At 39.2% G+C, this 19,241-nt stretch carries 17 protein-coding genes, 1 tRNA gene and 1 pseudogene; 12 read left to right on the forward strand and 7 right to left on the reverse strand.

Going from position 1 to position 19,241, the window contains the following annotated elements:
• Positions 1-263: 263 nt before the first annotated feature.
• Positions 264-1,253: a 2-hydroxyacid dehydrogenase gene (locus ACWXWT_RS01850; RefSeq protein WP_456039922.1), complete on the reverse strand. Its 990-nt coding sequence runs from the start codon at positions 1,251-1,253 to the stop codon at positions 264-266.
• Between the two features lie 465 nt (positions 1,254-1,718).
• Between ACWXWT_RS01850 and ACWXWT_RS01855 the strand changes: the two genes are divergently transcribed.
• The 10 genes and pseudogenes from ACWXWT_RS01855 to ACWXWT_RS01900 all read left to right on the forward strand — a co-directional run.
• Positions 1,719-2,138, forward strand: a complete 420-nt coding sequence (locus ACWXWT_RS01855) for a hypothetical protein (RefSeq protein ID WP_456039923.1) — start codon at positions 1,719-1,721, stop codon at positions 2,136-2,138.
• A gap of 15 nt (positions 2,139-2,153) precedes the next feature.
• A complete protein-coding gene (locus ACWXWT_RS01860) occupies positions 2,154-2,444 on the forward strand; it encodes a hypothetical protein (protein ID WP_456039924.1) in 291 nt (96 codons plus the stop codon).
• Between the two features lie 81 nt (positions 2,445-2,525).
• The gene (gene rluA, locus ACWXWT_RS01865) at positions 2,526-3,203 is read left to right on the forward strand and encodes a bifunctional tRNA pseudouridine(32) synthase/23S rRNA pseudouridine(746) synthase RluA (RefSeq protein WP_456039925.1); all 678 of its coding nucleotides are present in this window, start codon (positions 2,526-2,528) and stop codon (positions 3,201-3,203) included.
• A gap of 111 nt (positions 3,204-3,314) precedes the next feature.
• A complete protein-coding gene (gene asnC / locus ACWXWT_RS01870) occupies positions 3,315-3,776 on the forward strand; it encodes a transcriptional regulator AsnC (RefSeq protein ID WP_456039926.1) in 462 nt (153 codons plus the stop codon).
• Between the two features lie 954 nt (positions 3,777-4,730).
• Entirely contained in the window at positions 4,731-6,263 is a 1,533-nt protein-coding gene (locus tag ACWXWT_RS01875; protein ID WP_456039927.1) for a flavocytochrome c, read from the forward strand.
• A gap of 69 nt (positions 6,264-6,332) precedes the next feature.
• A complete protein-coding gene (locus ACWXWT_RS01880) occupies positions 6,333-7,535 on the forward strand; it encodes a DcaP family trimeric outer membrane transporter (protein WP_456039928.1) in 1,203 nt (400 codons plus the stop codon).
• A 58-nt stretch (positions 7,536-7,593) separates the two neighbouring features.
• A complete protein-coding gene (locus ACWXWT_RS01885; protein ID WP_372942815.1) occupies positions 7,594-7,926 on the forward strand; it encodes a cytochrome c3 family protein in 333 nt (110 codons plus the stop codon).
• A 197-nt stretch (positions 7,927-8,123) separates the two neighbouring features.
• Entirely contained in the window at positions 8,124-9,767 is a 1,644-nt protein-coding gene (locus ACWXWT_RS01890) for a sigma 54-interacting transcriptional regulator (protein ID WP_456039929.1), read from the forward strand.
• Between the two features lie 337 nt (positions 9,768-10,104).
• Positions 10,105-12,006, forward strand: a complete 1,902-nt coding sequence (locus tag ACWXWT_RS01895; RefSeq protein WP_456039930.1) for a HAMP domain-containing methyl-accepting chemotaxis protein — start codon at positions 10,105-10,107, stop codon at positions 12,004-12,006.
• A gap of 372 nt (positions 12,007-12,378) precedes the next feature.
• Positions 12,379-12,569: pseudogene (locus ACWXWT_RS01900) on the forward strand (site-specific integrase); the annotation flags it as partial.
• Positions 12,570-12,630: 61 nt separating this feature from the next.
• On the opposite strand, the gene ACWXWT_RS01905 reads toward ACWXWT_RS01900, so the two are convergent.
• Positions 12,631-12,715: transfer RNA gene (locus tag ACWXWT_RS01905), tRNA-Leu, on the reverse strand.
• Between the two features lie 349 nt (positions 12,716-13,064).
• Here ACWXWT_RS01905 and ACWXWT_RS01910 point away from each other — a divergent pair.
• Complete coding sequence (locus tag ACWXWT_RS01910; RefSeq protein WP_456039931.1) at positions 13,065-13,196, forward strand: DUF3149 domain-containing protein; 132 nt, start codon at positions 13,065-13,067, stop codon at positions 13,194-13,196.
• Between the two features lie 182 nt (positions 13,197-13,378).
• Here ACWXWT_RS01910 and ACWXWT_RS01915 read toward each other — a convergent pair whose 3' ends face one another.
• Positions 13,379-13,990: a superinfection exclusion B family protein gene (locus tag ACWXWT_RS01915; RefSeq protein ID WP_456039989.1), complete on the reverse strand. Its 612-nt coding sequence runs from the start codon at positions 13,988-13,990 to the stop codon at positions 13,379-13,381.
• A 180-nt stretch (positions 13,991-14,170) separates the two neighbouring features.
• The gene (gene tcdA, locus ACWXWT_RS01920) at positions 14,171-14,974 is read right to left on the reverse strand and encodes a tRNA cyclic N6-threonylcarbamoyladenosine(37) synthase TcdA (RefSeq protein WP_456039932.1); all 804 of its coding nucleotides are present in this window, start codon (positions 14,972-14,974) and stop codon (positions 14,171-14,173) included.
• Positions 14,975-15,556: 582 nt separating this feature from the next.
• On the opposite strand from tcdA, the gene ACWXWT_RS01925 reads away from it, so the two are divergent.
• Positions 15,557-16,582 (forward strand): porin, encoded by a 1,026-nt coding sequence (locus tag ACWXWT_RS01925; RefSeq protein WP_456039933.1) that lies wholly within the window; start codon positions 15,557-15,559, stop codon positions 16,580-16,582.
• A gap of 112 nt (positions 16,583-16,694) precedes the next feature.
• Here ACWXWT_RS01925 and ACWXWT_RS01930 read toward each other — a convergent pair whose 3' ends face one another.
• The 3 genes from ACWXWT_RS01930 to ACWXWT_RS01940 all read right to left on the reverse strand — a co-directional run bounded on the left by ACWXWT_RS01930 (position 16,695) and on the right by ACWXWT_RS01940 (position 19,241).
• Complete coding sequence (locus tag ACWXWT_RS01930) at positions 16,695-17,012, reverse strand: putative quinol monooxygenase (protein ID WP_456039934.1); 318 nt, start codon at positions 17,010-17,012, stop codon at positions 16,695-16,697.
• A gap of 83 nt (positions 17,013-17,095) precedes the next feature.
• The gene (locus tag ACWXWT_RS01935; RefSeq protein ID WP_456039990.1) at positions 17,096-17,554 is read right to left on the reverse strand and encodes a GNAT family N-acetyltransferase; all 459 of its coding nucleotides are present in this window, start codon (positions 17,552-17,554) and stop codon (positions 17,096-17,098) included.
• A 52-nt stretch (positions 17,555-17,606) separates the two neighbouring features.
• Complete coding sequence (locus ACWXWT_RS01940; RefSeq protein WP_456039935.1) at positions 17,607-19,241, reverse strand: DHA2 family efflux MFS transporter permease subunit; 1,635 nt, start codon at positions 19,239-19,241, stop codon at positions 17,607-17,609.

Here is a 19,241-nt window from a genome sequence, read left to right on the forward strand (position 1 = left end):
AACACAGAAGTGGAATACCTGAGAGACTCCATTCTGGCGGGTTTCAAAGTCCTTTATGCTTCGTTAGATGCTTTCAAAATACGACGGCATGGTCTATTTTTTCCATAAAAAATAAGACATTCCCACCATCCATGACGGTCAGATACTGGAGGTAGAGTAACGCAGGAGCTTGTTTCCAAGGATCACTATTCGCTTCAATCATCTGCCTTGCCTACAGCACTTTGAACTCCCGCTGAAAGATCACATATTTAATAGGATTGGTATTAAAACAATTCGTTGCCACACTCTTCACCAGACATTAGCTTCGTTACATTAGTTAAGGTGGTTGAGGCAATGGCATTCAATGCCTCTTCTGTTAAAAATGCTTGATGACCGGTAAAAATCACATTGTGACAAGCAGACAAACGACGGAAGATATCATCTTGAATAATTTCATTTGATTTATCTTCGAAAAATAGCCCTTTTTCATTTTCATATACATCTAGCCCTAATGAACCAATTTGGCCATCTTTCAACGCTTCCATCGCATCAAATGCATTTAATAATCCGCCACGGCTAGTATTAATCACCATCACACCTGGCTTCATCTTATGAAAACTAATTTGATTCAATAAATGATGGTTATCTTTAGTCAACGGGCAATGCAAACTTATGATGTCGCATTGTGGATACAATGTTTCTAGATCAACATATTCAACACCTAGGTCAACGACAGCTTGGTTAGGGTAAGGATCGTAGGCGATAACTTTACAGCCAAAACCCAGTAAAATCTTAATGGTTGCTAAACCAATTTTACCTGTACCTATTACCCCCACGGTTTTACCAAACATGTTAAATCCAACCAAACCTGATAAAGCAAAATTAGCATCACGAGTGCGCTGATAAGCTTTATGAATTTTACGATTTAACGTTAACATTAGGGCAACTGAGTGTTCAGCAACAGACTCCGGAGAGTAAGCCGGCACATTAACGACTTTCATGCCTAACCGTTCTGCAGCAATCAGGTCTACATTATTAAAACCCGCGCAACGCATAGCGATAACTTTTGTCCCACCGTTAGCAAGCTCAACTAATACCTCTTCACATAAAGAGTCATTTACAAATGCACAGACGATTTCATAACCTTCGGCTAATTTTACGTTTTGCATGCAAAGTCGATAGTCAAAATATTCAATATCTACATTAAATGTGTCATTCATGCGGTTGAAATGACGGATGTCATAAGGCTTTGCGCTAAAAAATCCAATTTTCATAAGTATCCAAATTTGTCAGTAAAGGATTGATGAGCAAATCATAATGACCGGCCCGTAAATATTGATTAATTGTATGTGAATTAGCCATTATTGTCGTCAATATCACACTGAATAAAGATGAAATTGTGATCTAGCTTAATTCTAATCAATAGCAGTAGCAATCATCTCTCGGTGAGTTTGTTTGTGCACTTAGGGACATCGCTATGTACTACCATCGCGATGTCCCTTGGTGTTCGACTTAGCTTGGACGCAAACGACTTGCAATAACAAGTCGACCCTTTCAAAAAGGGTTACCATTAATCCCTCGTACACCACAAACGTTCTAAAATAAGATAGATGAATCCCGCTACAGATATGTCTAACTTCTGTAACATCGACACTTAGGCAAAAAATTGGCGCGTGCATCACTGTTTTTATTAGGACAACTTGATAGGCTCATATTATTTTGAGGGATCTTTAGTCATTATGGCAAACAGAAAAAGCATGCCCGTTTCAGAGGGAAGATTTTGGATCGAACGGCTCAGTAAAACAAGCCTTAGAGCGGTCCATATCATAGGTGTGGTTGGAAGCGGTGGCGGTATTATGTTTAATGTCGAACAGTCGCTTTGGTTTAATTATTGGCTCGCGGCTCTATGTTCTGGCATGCTGTTAATGAGCTGGGAAATCATTCGAGACTGGCGCTGGCTCATCCAACTGAAAGGGATACTAACATTATTAAAAATAGTACTGCTATGCTTATTTGTTCAAATGAGTCAGTGTAAATCTGAATTAGTCATCTTTATTATTCTATTATCTGTTATTGTATCTCATGGCCCAGCAGGATTGCGCCATTACTCGATAATACACCGTAAAGTTATCCAAAGTCGTAAAGAAATTAAAGGTTAGCCAAAAGGACATAGGATGTTCCCATACCCAGAACAATATCGTATTGCATTGCCGCCCATAACTACCGGATTCATGGTCATTTGGGCCATTCTAGGGCACGCTATTTTTGCCGATGCTAGTCCCTTTGCTTTATATCCATTGTTTTTCTTATTTGCTGTCGCTATTGGCGCGCATTTACATTTGATTGTGCTGTCAAAAGGCATGAAGCGTCTTGATCATTGCTTTTATGCATTAGTACACATTCCATTGGCTTTTGTAGTGTGGACATTCACAATTATGCATGTAAATGGTCATGCGTTTTCTTAAATTGATATAATCTTTTATCAATACTTGCACATGTTTATGGCTATCGGTATCGTTGCCGCGAATTGACTGACGAGAAAAACAATGGCTGATTTTATCTATAACCCTCCAACCAAACCTTGGTTAGATATCTTGCATCAAGATAAAGACATTATCGTGCTCAATAAACCTTCAGGATTATTATCTGTTCCTGGTAGAGAAGCAATTTACCATGACAGCATTTACTCTCGCGTTTTAGTGGAGCATCCCAATGCACAGATAGTTCATCGGCTCGATATGGCAACATCGGGGGTTATCGTTGTTGCACTACGCCGCAGTGCAGAACGCGAATTAAAACGCCAATTTCGTGAGCGTGAAACGACTAAAACCTATTTTGCCCGAGTTGCAGGCCACGTCAGTGCAGATGTCACCAAAATTGATTTACCACTTATATGTGATTGGCCAAATCGTCCAAAACAAAAAGTCGACCACAACGTTGGCAAAGCCTCAACCACCTTAGTTGAAATAGTGAGTTACGCAGCTAAATCAACCTTAGTAAAGTTAACTCCAGTTACTGGGCGCTCACATCAATTACGTGTTCACATGATGGCACTAGGTCATCCTATATTGGGCGACGGGTTTTATGCCGATCCATTAGCTAAAAGTCAATCGCCAAGGCTCTTACTTCATGCAGCAATGCTATCAATATCGCACCCATACACTCAAGAGTTAATCCACTTCGAATCACCAGCAGAATTTATGCAACCAACCAAAGAACAATGACAAAGCCGCTCAATAATTAAACATTACAAACAACCATGTTAATTTTAGTAGCTATTATGCAATGAAAGTCGTAAATTTATCGCCAATTTATGGTTTATTAGGCTTAATACTGTGGATAACTCATTTCAACGTGATGAATTAGATAACCAAATCCTTACTGCACTTATGGAAGATGCTCGAACGCCCTTTGCAGAACTGGCTAAACGGTTCAATGTCAGTGCTGGTACCATTCATGTTCGAGTTGAAAAAATGAAACAGGCAGGCATTATTACTGGCGCACAAATCACTGTTAATCCCAAAGCATTGGGTTACGATGTATGCTGTTTTATCGGAATTAATTTAAAAAGTGCTGGCGATTACCCAGCGGCTATTGCCAAGTTAAATGCATTAGAAGAGGTCGTAGAAGCTTATTATACCACCGGAAATTACTCTGTTTTTGTAAAGGTAATGTGCCAATCTATCGATGGATTACAGCATGTACTAATTAATCGAATTCAATCAATCGATGAAATCCAATCCACAGAAACACTCATTAGCCTGCAAAACCCTATTGTGAGATCAGTAAAGCCCTAAATCGTTAGGGCCTTAACTCTCCGCACCATGCCCCATTAACAATTATCTGCATATACAATTGCAAAAACCAACATATTAAGGATAAAAATAACCTAAAAAAGCAACTGTCGATACGCCTTTTCTGCAGTACATAATGCCTTTCAGTAATGAATTTAATCAAATGATAAAATAAAAATGTAAAGATGGAGGCAGAGGACTTTTCAACATGGTCAATGTCGTGGTTTCTAACTATTCCATCCTATTGAGTCTGGACAAGCTAAGGACCAACTAGTTGTAATTATTCAAACTGTTTTCTTTCTATTCATTTTTTAACAATACCTATAAAAAATATGAAATAACCCGTCCACGAGGTTATCGAGCTTATTTTTGGATCAAAAAGCTCTTTAGCAAACGCTAAATTAGCAACCCCTAGCTTAATGCTGGTTCATAAAAATTTTACTGCTTATATTAAGATATTTCTCGTTATGACAATTTACATATTAACAAAGCTAATTGTTAAACTAATTATTTAAATAATAAATTAACTACTATTAGGAAATAAAACTTATGATTTTCTAATTAATTTATACATAAAAATTAAGAAAAATGTCTAACAACGAAATAATACACATAGAAATATGAGATATAGATCTACTTTTTTTGTTTTTTGAGTCCTCGGTATAAATCTGTGAATCCATTCACTAACACTTCATTATTCGGTACGTGATCATTATCAACAGTAAATAAATAAACTCTGCATTATTGTGAGAAGCATTTTCTCAATACGAGAGTAATCCACATCACACACCAAAACAATAAACCCATAAAAATCAACACCATAAAATAAAGCAGGCAAAGTGGCACAATCGATGCTATTACTTTAGTGGTAACATTTTCAAATAAGAAAATGAATATATAAATTAATAGAACAATATTAATTTTATATAAAAATCATTAATAACAAGGGGAAAGGTAATGAGTGAGAATACAAAAACAAATCTATCTAGACGTAACTTTTTAAAAGCAACCAGTATTACAACTGCAACAGCTGGATTAGCTTTATCCGGCTTTGCTTCTGCCAAAACAGAATCAAGCTGCACATCATTACCAGATAAATGGGATGAGACCTATGATGTCGTTGTTGTCGGTAGTGGATTTGCAGGTTTATCTGCCGCCATCGAAGCTAAAAATGCTAAATCATCAGTTGTGGTACTTGAAAAAATGCCTGTTCCTGGTGGCAACTCAACCATCAATGGTGGCGGTATGTCTGTCGTCGGCAGTGATATCCAAAAAGCGAATGGTGTAACAGACTCTGTTGATGCAATGCTTGCTGATATGTATAAAGCGGGTCTTGGTCTTAACTACCCTAAACAAGCACGTATGGTTGCCGAACAATCTAACGCTGCATTTGAATGGTGCCGAGATTATCTTGGTGTGAAATTCAAAGAAAAACTCGCACAATTCGGCGGGCATTCAATCCCAAGAACACATACCACTTATAACCAATCTGGTTCAGGTATCGTGCACCCAATGCTAGAAAAAGCAAAAGAACTAGGTATCCCACTCAAAAAGAAAGTCTTCGTAAAACGCCTAATAAGCAATAAAGAAGGCAGAATTGTAGGACTTGAGGTGATCACTAAATTCAAGCCTGGTAAAGAAAACTCTACTGCAACACATTTCATCAAAGCCAATAAAGGCGTTGTGATGGCATCTGGTGGCTTTGCAGCCGACGTGGTGTATCGCTCATCACAAGATCCTAGATTAACAGAAGAGCTTGCAACAACAAATCACATGGGAGCCACTTCTGAATGTTTAAAAGAAATGATCCGTGTTGGCGCAAATCCAGTGCAACTGTCATGGATCCAATTAGGGCCTTGGGCTTCACCAGATGAAAAAGGCTTTGGTCTTGCTCCTATTTTCGCTGCTTATTCAGCCTTTACTCACGGGGTGATGGTTAATCCTGAAACCAGTGAACGTTTTGTTGACGAACTTGCTGACCGTAAAGTGCGTGCCGATGCCATTATCAAAACGGGTAATGTCGCTGTTGCGATTTGTGATGCAAAAGGCGTAAAAGCTTCTATGCATGTTATGCCTAAGTTACTTGACCGAAAAGTAGTACATACCTTCGACACAATTCAAGCTCTAGCTGCTCACTATAATATGTCGGCTAAAACGCTAGAGGCACAAATTGAACGTTATAACAGCTATGTTTTAGCAAAAAATGACCCTGAGTTTAATAAGCCATTCTCAATGAATCAGCAACCGATTGTCGAAGCTCCTTTCTATGCAGTTCGTTTATGGCCTAAAGCACATCACACGATGGGTGGTGTTGAAATCGATACAGAAGCAAGAGTTATCAACATTGCAACACGAGAAACCATTCCAGGATTGTTTGCATGTGGTGAATCGACAGGGGGCACCCATGGTGCTTGTCGCCTAGGTACTGTAGCTATTCCTGACTGCATCGTGTTTGGTCGTATTGCAGGTAAAAATGTAGCAAAAGCATAACAACTATAACGACTGGGCATCATGCCCAGTCGACGAATATTGATGAACTTATGAACGAGAGAAATCATTATGAATAAATTATATGCACGTAAACCATTAGTAGCAGCTATCGCCATTGCCATACCTCTTATGCTTGGAACAGGCACGGTTAATTCGGCCGAATTTGATATCGCAGACACTAAAGTGACTGTCGGTGGTTACGCTAAATTTATGCTGAATTACGATACTGACGGTACGATAACAGCCCCATTTAATGGCGACCTTTACAGTGTTTATACCACTCCAATTGATGGCTCTGCCAATGCGGAAAAGTCAGATTTACACATGACGGCAAGAGAAAGCCGTGTATTCATTAAAACTACATCAGAAAATAAATACGGCACATTAAAGACTTATGTTGAAGGAGACTTTTTTGCCGACATCGATAGTGATGGCCCAACTTGGTCTAATAGTAATGGCTTCAGGATCCGTCATGCATATGGTGAAATGACCATGGGTAAACACGTGATCACAGCAGGACAAACCTGGTCTAACTTCATGGATTTCGCAGGTATCATGCCATCGATGGATTTTGCCACCGATCCTGGAACCACGTTTGTCCGCCAGCCTCAAGTTCGCTACCAATACAACATAGGTAAAGGTCAATACACTTCAATCAGTCTTGAAAATCCCACGCTTGGCTTAACGGCTGCAGGCCCTTATACCCTAGTGAATAATGGTTCAAGTGAAGATGTCATGCCAGATATTATCGCCAAGTACTTTTATGCCAATAGTAGAGTTACTTTTTCACCAAGAGTCGTGATCCGTCGATTTGAACTTGAAGGTGATGATGCTTTTGGTTATGGCCTCGCATTAAACACTAGCCTTAAGTTTGGAGACGGTCATAAGGCTGTTCTCGGCTTAATGTATGGTGATGGTATTGGTCGTTATGCTGGTCTAGGTTTTAATGCTGGTGCTGGTATCAATGCTGATGGGGAAACGGATACCTTAGAGTACAGTAGTATTACTGGGGGAGTTGTTTTTGCACTTCAACAGAATATGCGATTAGCTATTGGCGCGGGTTACTCAAAGCAAGATGAGAAAGGGTTAGAAGAAGGGATTCTTACTGCATATGCCAATAAAACGGCCTTCTCGTGGCACACAAACCTATTTTGGAACATTACTCCGGATATTGAATGGGCAGTTGGCGTCACCATGGGTGATGTCGAAAACATGGCCGAGAAAGAAGGCGATATGACACGTATCCAGACCTACGTGAAATACACTTTCTAAGTAATCAACACTGCAGCGGCACCTTGATGGTCCGCTGCTTCCTAATAGGATGAATATTATGGATAAAAAACTAATATTAACGCTGTTTGCTGTATTTATGCTGTTTTTTACGCATGACACCAGTGCGAAGACAATGAAACCTCACCACAAAAATGCGGGATTAGCATGTGCTGATTGTCACACCAGTAAGCCATTCGAAGCAGCAGAGATGGAACAATGCCTGACATGCCACGAGTTACCGCAAAAGAAAGAAGACTATCATGGCGCCCCCGATAAACATGATTCCCCTCATTACGGCGTAGAGCTTGAGTGTGAGAACTGTCATGCTGAACATGAAGCGTCAGAAAACTTTTGCAATAGCTGCCATGAATTTGAATTTAACGTCCCTTAAAAAATAAATGTATTCGTCATTTTTTAACTAGAAAACAATTCACTAGCAATGACGCCTTAGGCATATTTAAGGCGTCTTCCCTTTCAATTAGTAACAATTAATATACTTTTATAAATCATATAAGTAAGAAGATCCTCACTGAAATGCAACATTAGTGATGTTAGACTTTCTACAACACTTTACATAAATGGCTGTAGATGAAAACGTCACAATTAGATCTTCGAGAACTTTTGGCATTTAAACCTCATGGCGGCACAATGAGTTTTCTTGGCCAAAGAACATACCTTACTGACATGATATCCCACGGCATGCTCAGAAAAGAATTACTCAAGACCGTAGGGCAGGAAGCTGCTCGAACAATAATAACGCGTTCCGGGTTTATTAGAGGTTGGTTATTAGCAGAACAAATAAAACGAAAAATGCCAGAAGTGTGGTCAGAAGCGCGTCAGGGGAAATTAGGCCCAATGATTTGCTCGATGTTTGGTTTTGGTGAAGTACTTACGAGCCATCGTACCGATGGATTGTCAGGCGATCCACTCGTTGAAACTTACTTTATTGGAGCATATGAGGCCGATCAAGAGCTTCGTTTAAATGGACAATCTACAGATGTCGTTTGTTGGGAACAAGTGGGATTCGCAAGCGGTTATGTTTCAAATGTACAACAACGCACAGTTTATTTCATTGAGCCAGAATGCCAAGCAAAAGGCGACTGTCACTGCCGCCTAATCGGAAATTATCTCGAACAATGGGATGATGCAACCTTACCCCTTCTGAAATATTATAATGGGATCAACAACGATAACATTAAAGCAGAAGTGCAAGACATATTAAATATTGAAGAGTACTTTCCACGAAACTTCAATGTCGATATGGATTTCGATACGAAAAAAAGTCATATCCACAGTGGCTACCCCATCAAAAATAGCTATCCAATGCAAAAACTGATTGAAATGGCCAATAACGTTGCCAAAGTGCCGACATCAATTTTAATAACCGGTGAAAGTGGTGTTGGTAAAGAAAAGTTAGTCGACTTTATTCATCGAAACTCTGACAAAAATGACAAACCATTAATGGCAATAAACTGTGGCGCGCTGACAGAATCATTATTAGATAGTGAGCTATTTGGTCATGTGAAAGGAGCCTTTACAGGAGCAGAAAATAGCAAAGTAGGATTAATAGAAAGTGCCAATGGAGGCATTCTATTTCTCGATGAAGTAGGTGAACTATCGCCACAAATGCAAACAAAATTATTACGAGTGATTCAAGAAAAACAAATCCGAAAAGTGGGCGATAATGTCATTAAAAATGTCGATATTAGAATTATTTCTGCTACCAACAAAGATTTAGAAGCCGCAGTCGAGGCTGGAGATTTCCGCCAAGATCTTTATTACAGACTCAACGTCATCGAACTTAAAATTCCGCCATTAAGAAATCGCGGCGAAGATATTTTACCGCTAGCTCGATTTTTTATATCCGATTTCAATGAAAAACTGGGGAGACAAATCACCGGATTGAACTATAAAACAGCCGATTTACTGCTCAATTACGACTGGCCCGGCAACATACGTCAATTAGCAAACACAATTGAACGAGCCGTAGTATTAAGCCCTGGGCCGCAAATTATGCCAGATGACTTGCCGGAAGAGTTTCAGCAACATATCACCAAACCCTCCATAAATAACGGCATTAAATCACTTAATATTATTGAAAAAAACTATATTCTTTCAGTATTAGAAACCTTAAATAACAATAAAGCACTCACAGCAAAGAAGCTTGGTATGAGTTTAGCGACCTTATATCGGAAATTAAAAGAATATGACGAACAACCTAATCTCGAGTAATTTTCCACTCTCACATTGTCCGCTAACCGCATAATCAATTAACAATAGCTGAGAAGTGAAAATCGAGCTAACGAAACCGTTAAAGTAATAAATGAGATTATGTATCAACTTTGGGGGGATTGATTTTTAAAGGAGCAAAGCACCAAAAAATTCACACTTATTACCTCACCATTGTCCACGACCAAACCTCTACCTCATAAATTTGATCAAGCCAAAAAAATAACATCATACATATGACCTAAGTCGACAAACATTGTTAGAAATCAAAAATAATGACTGGTGGATAACTATAATTGCGCTACTAAATTAATGGTTAAAATAAAATGAGGATTCGTTGATGGATGGCATTAGTCGCCTGCTTGGCAATATGGCTGTAGCAAGTAAGCTTGGCTTGGGTTTTGGAGTGCTACTGACACTTATACTCACTGTCGCTGTAGTTGGATATCAAGGCATTACCTCAGTAAACACCAATAGTATCAGATTAGAATCCATTGCCGAGTTAGACAAAACATTAATGATCGCCAAAGCCACAAGAATGGAATATAAGTCAAGTGGCGACCCTGAACAGTTAGAAACATTAACCCGCTTAATTGATGATGCTGAAAACGTACTTAATAAGCTAATCGTCACAGCCGATGCCGAACAAAAAATACGTTTACAAGAATCATTAGAGGCAATTAGGGATTATCATGGTTCAATAAAACAGTTTGGAGAGGTATTAAAGCAACAAAAAAGCTTGCAAGTATCCGGCGCACAAGTGGGGACAAAATTAGTTAACACGTATAATGATTTACTTGAGAAACTCATTAACAAAGCTCAAGAGGCACAAGATACAGGCTTACTCAACCAAGCCTTAAGCATTAGCCAACAAATGACCATGTTACGGTATCATGTTCGAGGTTTTGTCTATAATCCTACTGAAAAGAGCCTCACAACGGCTAAAAATGCAATTGCTACATTACAACGGCACGTACAAACACTGACTAATGAAGAAACAACCGCCGCCCTAGAAGTGCTAACAATTTACAACCGTGACATCGATACTATGGTTGATATCAATAACAAAATTGACAATCTATCTAAGAACATGAGTCAAGCAGCAAAGGTATTGATGCTCAACATTCAAGCTCTAGTCCAAAACCAAGAGTTAAAACGTAATCAATCCAACAGCCAAGCAAAAACAATTGTAATAGCCGTGTTGATTATGGCATTTTTAGTCGGTCCATTTCTTTCTTGGTTTATTAGTCGCCAGATTATTATTCCTTTAAAACAAACTCTTGAAACAGCAAAAACGATTGCATCTGGCGATCTCAGTAGCAACATTTCTTCTGACCGCCAAGATGAAATGGGAGGCTTATTACGCGCAATGGGTGAAATGAACAACACCCTAAAAGAGGTTCTTACTCAAATTGATAACAGTGTCATACAACTTGCGAGTTCAGCAGAACAGTTATCCACCGTTACAGAACAAAATAGTGCAGGCATGCAAAATCAACGCAGTGAAACAGACCAAGTTGCCGCAGCTATTCATGAAATGACTGCCACCGTACAAGAAGTGTCAGCAAATGCTGAAAGTGCTGCATTCGCGGCAAAAGAAGCAGACCACACCACTTCAACAGGCAATAAGAAAGTCGTAGAAGCAGTACAGCAAATAGAATTACTAGCACAAGAAATTTCTGCCACAGCAGAAGCAATGGCACGACTACAAGCTGATAGTGACAGTATTGGCTCCGTGCTTGATGTCATAAAATCCGTAGCGCAGCAAACAAATCTATTGGCCTTAAATGCAGCGATTGAAGCTGCAAGGGCAGGTGAAGCTGGTCGAGGCTTTGCCGTTGTTGCAGATGAAGTTCGCAGCCTTGCCAGTCGAACTCAAACCTCTACCGAAGAAATTGAAAGCCTCATTAGCAAGCTGCAAAAAGGAACATTAGAATCCGCAGAAATGATGACCAAAAGCCGTACATTGAGTGATGACGCCGTATCTTTATCACAAGAAGCGGGGGTTATGTTGGTGGATATTGCAAGTGCGGTTAGCCGAATTCAAGATATGACGCATCAAATTGCCGCAGCGTCAGAGCAACAAAGCTCAGTCGCTGAAGATATCAACAAAAGCGTGGTCAAAGTGCGCGATATAGCAGAGCAAACGGCTCAAGGTGCAGAGGAAACTGCTCACTCAGCAGAAGACCTTGCCAATTTAGGGCTAACATTAAAAGGGCTATTGGCACGCTTCAAATTTTAAAGCTACCGTTTAATATTGGTATTAACATAGATTGGTGTTAAAAAATGACACCTTTCTATGTCATTAAAAAACCAGCTGCACAAAAACCACTAAACGAATGACGATAAACGTAAATACTTTCTCAAAATTCGACTTAAAATAGACCTTCAACCTTTATATACATACTTATCTACAGAGTAAATGACGCTTGTCATTTACTCTAATCACTAATGTTAAGCCTTTAAGTATTGCCAGAACAGGCTTTAACTAACAATGCTAGAGATAGAAGATTAAGAATATATAGTGCTTACAAAGGCTTTTATTTTTCATGCAGTTACTGTATAAAAAAAGATACTTTGCAAATTCTTTGCAAAGCCACATCAGATAAAGACTATGAGCAAACAGGTCGAAAGACACGATATTTCCGACGAATTATATGTCTACCTACAAGACAATAGCAAACGTTGGTATGCCCGCATCAAAGTAGCTGGCAAGTGGTATTCTAAAGCTACTAAGCAGAAAGAAAAAGCTATCGGCTTCAAATGGAATACCAATTCATGGCTGACCGTAATATTCTGGTCAGCCCAAATTGACTGGGATTAAATAAAAAAAGCCCCGTTCAATTAAGAACAGGGCTTTTAATAATGGTACCTGAGGTCGGACTCGAACCGACACGCCGTGAAGCAGGGGATTTTGAATCCCCCATGTATACCAATTTCATCACTCAGGCAAAGACTTGTAAGCTATAATCAGCTTTGTAAAGTAATCTTATAAATTAAAATAACTTTGCAAAACATTTAAACCATTACTTAATTTATATTGTCACAATTAATTGTTGGCGATTATACCTTTGCATTAAATAATCGCAAGCCCTTTACCTATTCTTTTCTATAAAAAAGATCTAACTGCTTAAAAGTCAATCACAGTCGCTAATTGATATAGATAGCGTTTTTTGTGACCTGATAGTCAATTTTACACAAAGATAACATTGTGACGGCTGAAGATTGATCAGGATCAGTATTACTGTGCAATTTAGACTTTATGATTAACGGGATTTCACATTCCAGAGGAAAAATATCATGGCATTTTGGTTAGATTTAATGTTTGGTAACGCTATTGGATTGCTTTCTATGATCGTAATTTTTTGCACCTTCGGAATAATGTCCTATTTAACGTGGATGTTTATTGTGAAATCTGCACCTACTAAGTGAGTCTCTTACTAGGCTAAGTTATTTTACTGCTTATTATTCATAGTCAATATGAATACTTCCTTGCGAAATATACAAAGGTGAAGAAACACTATGGTGTTTTTATAACCAGATTAGGGGGCATTATGCCCCCATTTTTTTATCTACGATTCAGAGCCATTTTCTTCTGCTGTAAACTTCACAATCTACGCAGCATGCTTACGAGATTGAACTAATCCATTTATGAAATGTGGTCTCGTTTTAATCAAATAAGTCATTTCTTCTGCACTTGGCTCACCAGCTGGCAAACGAAGTACATCACGATTTAAATAGTTTCGTGCTTGCATTGAAATTTTGTATTCTGCAGTAGGCCCTTGAATAGCATAGTGTCGCTCGTTACCGAGCATTTCAAGTATACTGGTTTGGACTAAATTTTTAACCGCTAACTCATTTTGTGGCAACGTTAAAATAGTTTGTCCTTGTAAAAAAAACTCACGTAATAGAGCTCTTTCGGCAGGATCAAGTAACTTCACTTTTACTTCAATGGTTTCTACTGTGCGCTTTTGACGTAAATGTACAATTAATTCATCGACAACAAAGGCAAAAATTTGGCTTAAAAAATAGGCCACTCCAATGATTAACCCTAAGCCAATAAACTGACTATATTGGTTTACGAGTTGATCTAACGACAAAACCGCCAAAAAATCTTTTGGTGCAAATAACAAACTGGTACATGTGACGACAACCCACGACATTACACTCACGAACAAATGTTTTTTATTCAATAACTTGAACGTTCCTAATTTCATTTTCATTATGCTTACCCGCAGTGTCAGATTTTTGAACCTACTACGACAAAGCAATATATATGCCATAAAAAAATAGATACGCTTAACTATAATTTGTGTTCATTCCACCCTATTGGGTTTATCTGACTATGCTTGCACGAAACGTATTCCTGCAAAAGATGTCATCTACATGCACAGTACTCGGGGTATTTAAGCCGATTTAGCAATCAATTTAGTCAGCACACGACTGACCGCAACAAAAGCAAATGTACCCGTCACCATCGTAATAGCGCCAAATCCTGAAGCGCAGTCCATTCGCATGCTACCTTCAGCTGTCGCCTTGGTACTGCAAACACTGCCATCAGCTTGTGGATAGACTAAATGCTGGCTAGAGAACACTGCATCAACAGCAAAACGACGTTGGACATTTTTACTGAAATTGTATTCACGGCGAAGTATATTGCGTACTTTGGCTAATAAAGGATCTTGCACCGTTTTTGCTAAATCAGTGACTTGAATTAATGTAGGGTCTGTTTGCCCACCCGCTCCTCCTATTGTCACTAACGGAATTTTATTACGTTTACACCAAGCTATTAATGCCGCTTTGGGCTTTACTGCATCAATACAGTCAATAACATAATCAATATTGCCTCCGTTCGCGACAGGCACAAAATACTCAGAAAGGTTATCCACTGTTATAAAATCTTCAATCTCATTAACCTCACATTCAGGGTTAATTTCATGAATACGATTTGCCATAACTTCAACTTTAGACTGGCCAATAGTTGAAGTTAATGCATGTATTTGACGATTAGTATTAGTGACACAAATATCATCTAAATCGATTAAGGAAATCTGGCCTATCCCGCTTCTCGCTAGCGCTTCAGCAACCCAAGTACCAACGCCACCAATACCAACAACAACAACATGAGCTTTAGAAAAAGTCGTCAATGCAGCTTGACCATATAAACGGCCGACACCCGAAAAACGATGAATATAAGATTCTGACAACATTTGGTTACGCCCTAGATTAACAACTATTTTGCGGGCCAATTTTATATGATTTATCGCCAAAGCAAAATGCTTGTCGCCATGAGCTCGGCATTAATCAGATTCTGGTGACTTGTAAGCCTGCCAAAAAATGATTCAATTGACATTAACTTAATCGAGAATAGTCAGTTGCAGCCATCACTCACACTGCAACACCTTAGTGATGCTCAAAAAACGGGCTAGTGAGACTAAAGAAGTAAAATTTAGATCGGACATTGCCAATGATTAAATTAACATTAACTAAAATACACTTCTGTAACCATACGCAGGCGTGCCTTAACCTATTTAAAACATAATAGGAACCTCTCTAAAGAGGTATATTTGAACAATTTTGTAACTTAATTGTACAAATGGTCGCAGATATCACAGATTTTTACACAAAATTTAATGTCGGGCCAGTTTATTTGATCTAGGCCACACTTTGAAGATACCAAATCTGTAAAACTCTGCTGCAGATTGTTGCAGAAATAGAATCTGCGGCAAACTTCACTAACTAAAACCATGAAAAATGGAATATAGAACATAACGTTCTAGGGAGCATGAAAGATGAAAAAGACCTTAATCTCTGCATCGGTAGCGTCAGTACTAACATTAGTTTCTTTTGCTACACTTGCTGAAGGCCCAAGTTTCTATGGTCGTTTAGATTTGTCAGCAACTAATTCTGATAAAGGTACTACGACTCAAAACGGTAAAGAAGGTACTGTTTTAGAAAATAACTTTTCTCACCTAGGTGTTAAAGGCAGCGAGAAGATTAGTGACGGTATTGAAGTTTTATACCAAATGGAATTTCAAGTTGAAAATACGACTCAAACTAAAGACAAGAGCGGTGATGACGTTTCGTTTAAAGCCCGTAACACTTTCCTTGGTTTAAAAACCGATGCAGGTACCGTACTTGTAGGTCGTAACGACACAGTATTCAAACAAACTGAAGGTGGCGTTGATTTATTCGGTAACTCAAATGCCGATATCGACCGTTTGATTGACGATCAAGACCGTGTGGCTGATGGTATTTGGTACTACTCTCCAATGATCGGTGGTTTAGTGACATTAAATGCAACGTATTTAATGGACGACAACTACGAAGGTTCTGATGAAGATCAGTATGCATTAAGCGCTACAATTGGTGATAAGAAATTCAAAGCACACAACTATTACTTAGCTGCTGGTTATAACACAATTAACGGTACTGATTCTTATCGTGGTGTTGCACAAGTTAAGTTTGGTGATTTCAAAGTAGGTGGTTTATTCCAAAACACAGAAAGCCAAACAACTGCGCAAGAAGGTGATTCTTTCTTCGTAAACGTTGCTTACAACCTAAACGGCGTAAACTTAAAAGCTGAATACGGTCAAGATGATGCAGGCTTTGGTAAGTACTACAAAAATATCACAAGCGATGCAGGCACTGACGTGAATATTACCCAATTTACAGTGGGTGCTGACTACCGTGTATCTAAATCAACTTTAGTATATGGCCACTACGCTATGTATGAAGGCGACCATAAAGTTGGCTTAGCGAAAGTTGACCTAGAAGACGACAACATCTTCACTGTTGGTGTTCGTTACGACTTCTAATCATTTAGGTGCTTTTCCGGCTTAATTCCGGTTGGGTGCTATTTGAAGATAAAAAAATGCCAGTCTTTATAGACTGGCATTTTTTTATTTGTTTACATCGAATATCAAGCGGTTAAGCAATAACTTGATTAAATACTTCAACATGATGCGACTCAACCAATTCAGGCATTACATTATGAAAGTAATCTTGTATCGCATCTTTTGCGCAATGTTGGTCAAATGCGACGCGGTCAACAAACTTCTCAACAAAAGCAACTTTATTATCGTCTTCAACACTGACATTTAGTTCATAACGAATACACCCTAGCTCTCGACGAGTATCAGGTACTAAACTTGCTAATGCGGCCACTAAGGCATCACGTTTACCCGCTTTTGCCACAAATTGGGCCACACAAACAATTTGCTGGGTATTAATTGCATAATCTGACATCGTTTTTCCTTAATATAATCTACCAAAATCCAGATAAATAACTGCTCAACGCCAAGTTGATTATCTTATCTCTGAACCCAAGGTTACTCTTTATAAATTAATAACATATCAAGATGCTCAATGCCGTCTTCAAGGTACACTTCTGAATTGACAACAAAACCATGATGTTGATAAAACTGACGTAAATACTCTTGTGCACCTATCTGAATATTGTCATTTGGCCAATGTTGTTTTGCAATAGCAATCGCGGCTTGCATCAATTGATTTGCTATACCAGAGCCCCGTGAAGGTTTAGCGACGGCTACTCGGCCAATACTGGCTTGAGGATAACTAATTTTAGGCGCTAAAATACGGCTATAAGCTTCAATATTACCGAGTTCATTCAGCCCTAGTAAATGTCTTGTTTTCGGATCAATATCTTTACCATCTAACTCAGGATAAGGGCAATTCTGTTCCACTACAAAAACATCAACTCGAAGTTGTAATAATCCGTAAAGTTGTTCAAGCGTTAACTCAGCAAACCCGAGATCTAACCACTGCAATGTCATCACAAACCTTATTCATTTACGCGAAATAACCACTATGCTAGCACAATTAGTGCACTTCACTTGGCTCATCAGACGGACTTTTTTCTGGTGGTTTTCGGATAAATAATACCGCAATAACCGCAATAGAAAGACAGCACGCCATAATAAAAAAGACATCATTATAAGCTTGGATATAAGCTTGTTGTAGCATATTTTTTGCGAGCAAAGCATAGGCTTGTGAATTCGCGCTTACTGCATCCGAACCTGCTGTTTGTAATATCGAACTGGTGTGCTCAATATAATTATAAGCTTGAGCACTCACTGCAGGTAATGTCTCTTTTATATGAGCTAAATGCACCCTTGCAAGGTTGTCCGTTAATGTTGCGACGAGTGCAATACCAAAAGCACCACCTAAATTACGCATCACGTTAAGCACTGTTGATGCTGATGCATTTTCGTGGGCTTGAAGATGCATTGTCGCCAAAATGCCAATGGGTACTAAAATAAACGGTTGCCCTAAGGCCCTCACAATTTGCGAAGCTATCATCTGATCACCTGCGTAATCAGCCGTCATATGGCTATTCATATAATAACTCACCGCAAATAATGCAAATCCAATTGCCGCCAAATAACGAGGATCAAATTTTTGCATTAATTTAGGCACTAATGGCAACACCAGCAACTGTGGAAACCCCATCCACATAATCACTTCACCTATTTCTAGCGGGGTATAATCATGGATTTGTGATAAATAGAGCGGGATCATGTAAATTGCCCCAAATAACGCCATGCCCAATAAAAAATATGCAACTGTAGATAAAGCAAAGTCTCGTTTAGCAAGAAGACGAATATTCACCAAAGGTTGCGGTTTTCGTAATTGGATCCAAATAAACAAACTAATATTTATCACGGCGATAATTGCGAGGTTTCGTATCAAATCAGACCCAAACCAGTCTTTACGATTCCCCTCTTCCAATACGACTTCCAAGCACCCCATCCCCAACGCCATCGTAACAATGCCTGAGTAATCGGCATCTTTTAATTTGTCCCAAATAATCGGTTTTCGTTCAAGGCCATAAGCCAGCATCACCATCACTAATAAACCAGGGGGAACATTAATGTAAAATAAATAATGCCAGCTAAATTGTTCGGTTAACCACCCTCCGAGTGTCGGCCCAATAGATGGTGCAAACGTTGCTGTTACGCCAAACAGCGCCATACCCATCGCCCGTTTATCGTCGGGAAGAAACTCAAGAATAAGTCTGAATGCTAACGGAATTAATGCGCCACCAAAAAAGCCCTGTAAAGCACGAAAGGCAATCATCGACTCCAGGTTCCAAGACATGGAGCACAATATCGAGGCAACAATAAAAGCGGCGGTAGTCCACAGTAAATAACGACGAGTCGATAATCCTGTGCTTAACCAACCAGAGAGAGGAATAGCAATCATCTCGGCCACTAAATAAGCGGTGGCAATCCAGCTACTTTCTTCTAATGTTGCCCCTAAACTTCCTTGGATTTCCTTCATCGACGCATTGGTAATTTGAATATCCAAAATGGCCATAAACGCGCCAATTAACCCACCAGCAACGGCAACCCAAGAACGAAAGCTGCCACGTTGATATCCTGTAGGTTTATGAACTATCGGCTGACCACTATCGACTCGAGTGTTATCGACGTCAGCCGTTAACGACGGGCTCAT

The sequence above is a fragment of the Shewanella sp. A22 genome, from assembly GCF_053850585.1.

Coding starts and splice junctions, on each gene's coding strand:
- ACWXWT_RS01880 (WP_456039928.1), top strand. CDS start 6,333: ATGAATAAATTATATGCACGTAAACCATTAGTAGCAGCTATCGCCATT.
- ACWXWT_RS01890 (WP_456039929.1), top strand. CDS start 8,124: ATGAAAACGTCACAATTAGATCTTCGAGAACTTTTGGCATTTAAACCT.
- tcdA (WP_456039932.1), bottom strand. CDS start 14,974: ATGTTGTCAGAATCTTATATTCATCGTTTTTCGGGTGTCGGCCGTTTA.
- rluA (WP_456039925.1), top strand. CDS start 2,526: ATGGCTGATTTTATCTATAACCCTCCAACCAAACCTTGGTTAGATATC.
- ACWXWT_RS01910 (WP_456039931.1), top strand. CDS start 13,065: ATGGCATTTTGGTTAGATTTAATGTTTGGTAACGCTATTGGATTGCTT.
- ACWXWT_RS01860 (WP_456039924.1), top strand. CDS start 2,154: ATGTTCCCATACCCAGAACAATATCGTATTGCATTGCCGCCCATAACT.
- ACWXWT_RS01925 (WP_456039933.1), top strand. CDS start 15,557: ATGAAAAAGACCTTAATCTCTGCATCGGTAGCGTCAGTACTAACATTA.
- ACWXWT_RS01850 (WP_456039922.1), bottom strand. CDS start 1,253: ATGAAAATTGGATTTTTTAGCGCAAAGCCTTATGACATCCGTCATTTC.
- ACWXWT_RS01930 (WP_456039934.1), bottom strand. CDS start 17,012: ATGTCAGATTATGCAATTAATACCCAGCAAATTGTTTGTGTGGCCCAA.
- ACWXWT_RS01855 (WP_456039923.1), top strand. CDS start 1,719: ATGGCAAACAGAAAAAGCATGCCCGTTTCAGAGGGAAGATTTTGGATC.
- ACWXWT_RS01895 (WP_456039930.1), top strand. CDS start 10,105: ATGGATGGCATTAGTCGCCTGCTTGGCAATATGGCTGTAGCAAGTAAG.
- ACWXWT_RS01940 (WP_456039935.1), bottom strand. CDS start 19,241: ATGAGCCCGTCGTTAACGGCTGACGTCGATAACACTCGAGTCGATAGT.
- ACWXWT_RS01885 (WP_372942815.1), top strand. CDS start 7,594: ATGGATAAAAAACTAATATTAACGCTGTTTGCTGTATTTATGCTGTTT.
- ACWXWT_RS01875 (WP_456039927.1), top strand. CDS start 4,731: ATGAGTGAGAATACAAAAACAAATCTATCTAGACGTAACTTTTTAAAA.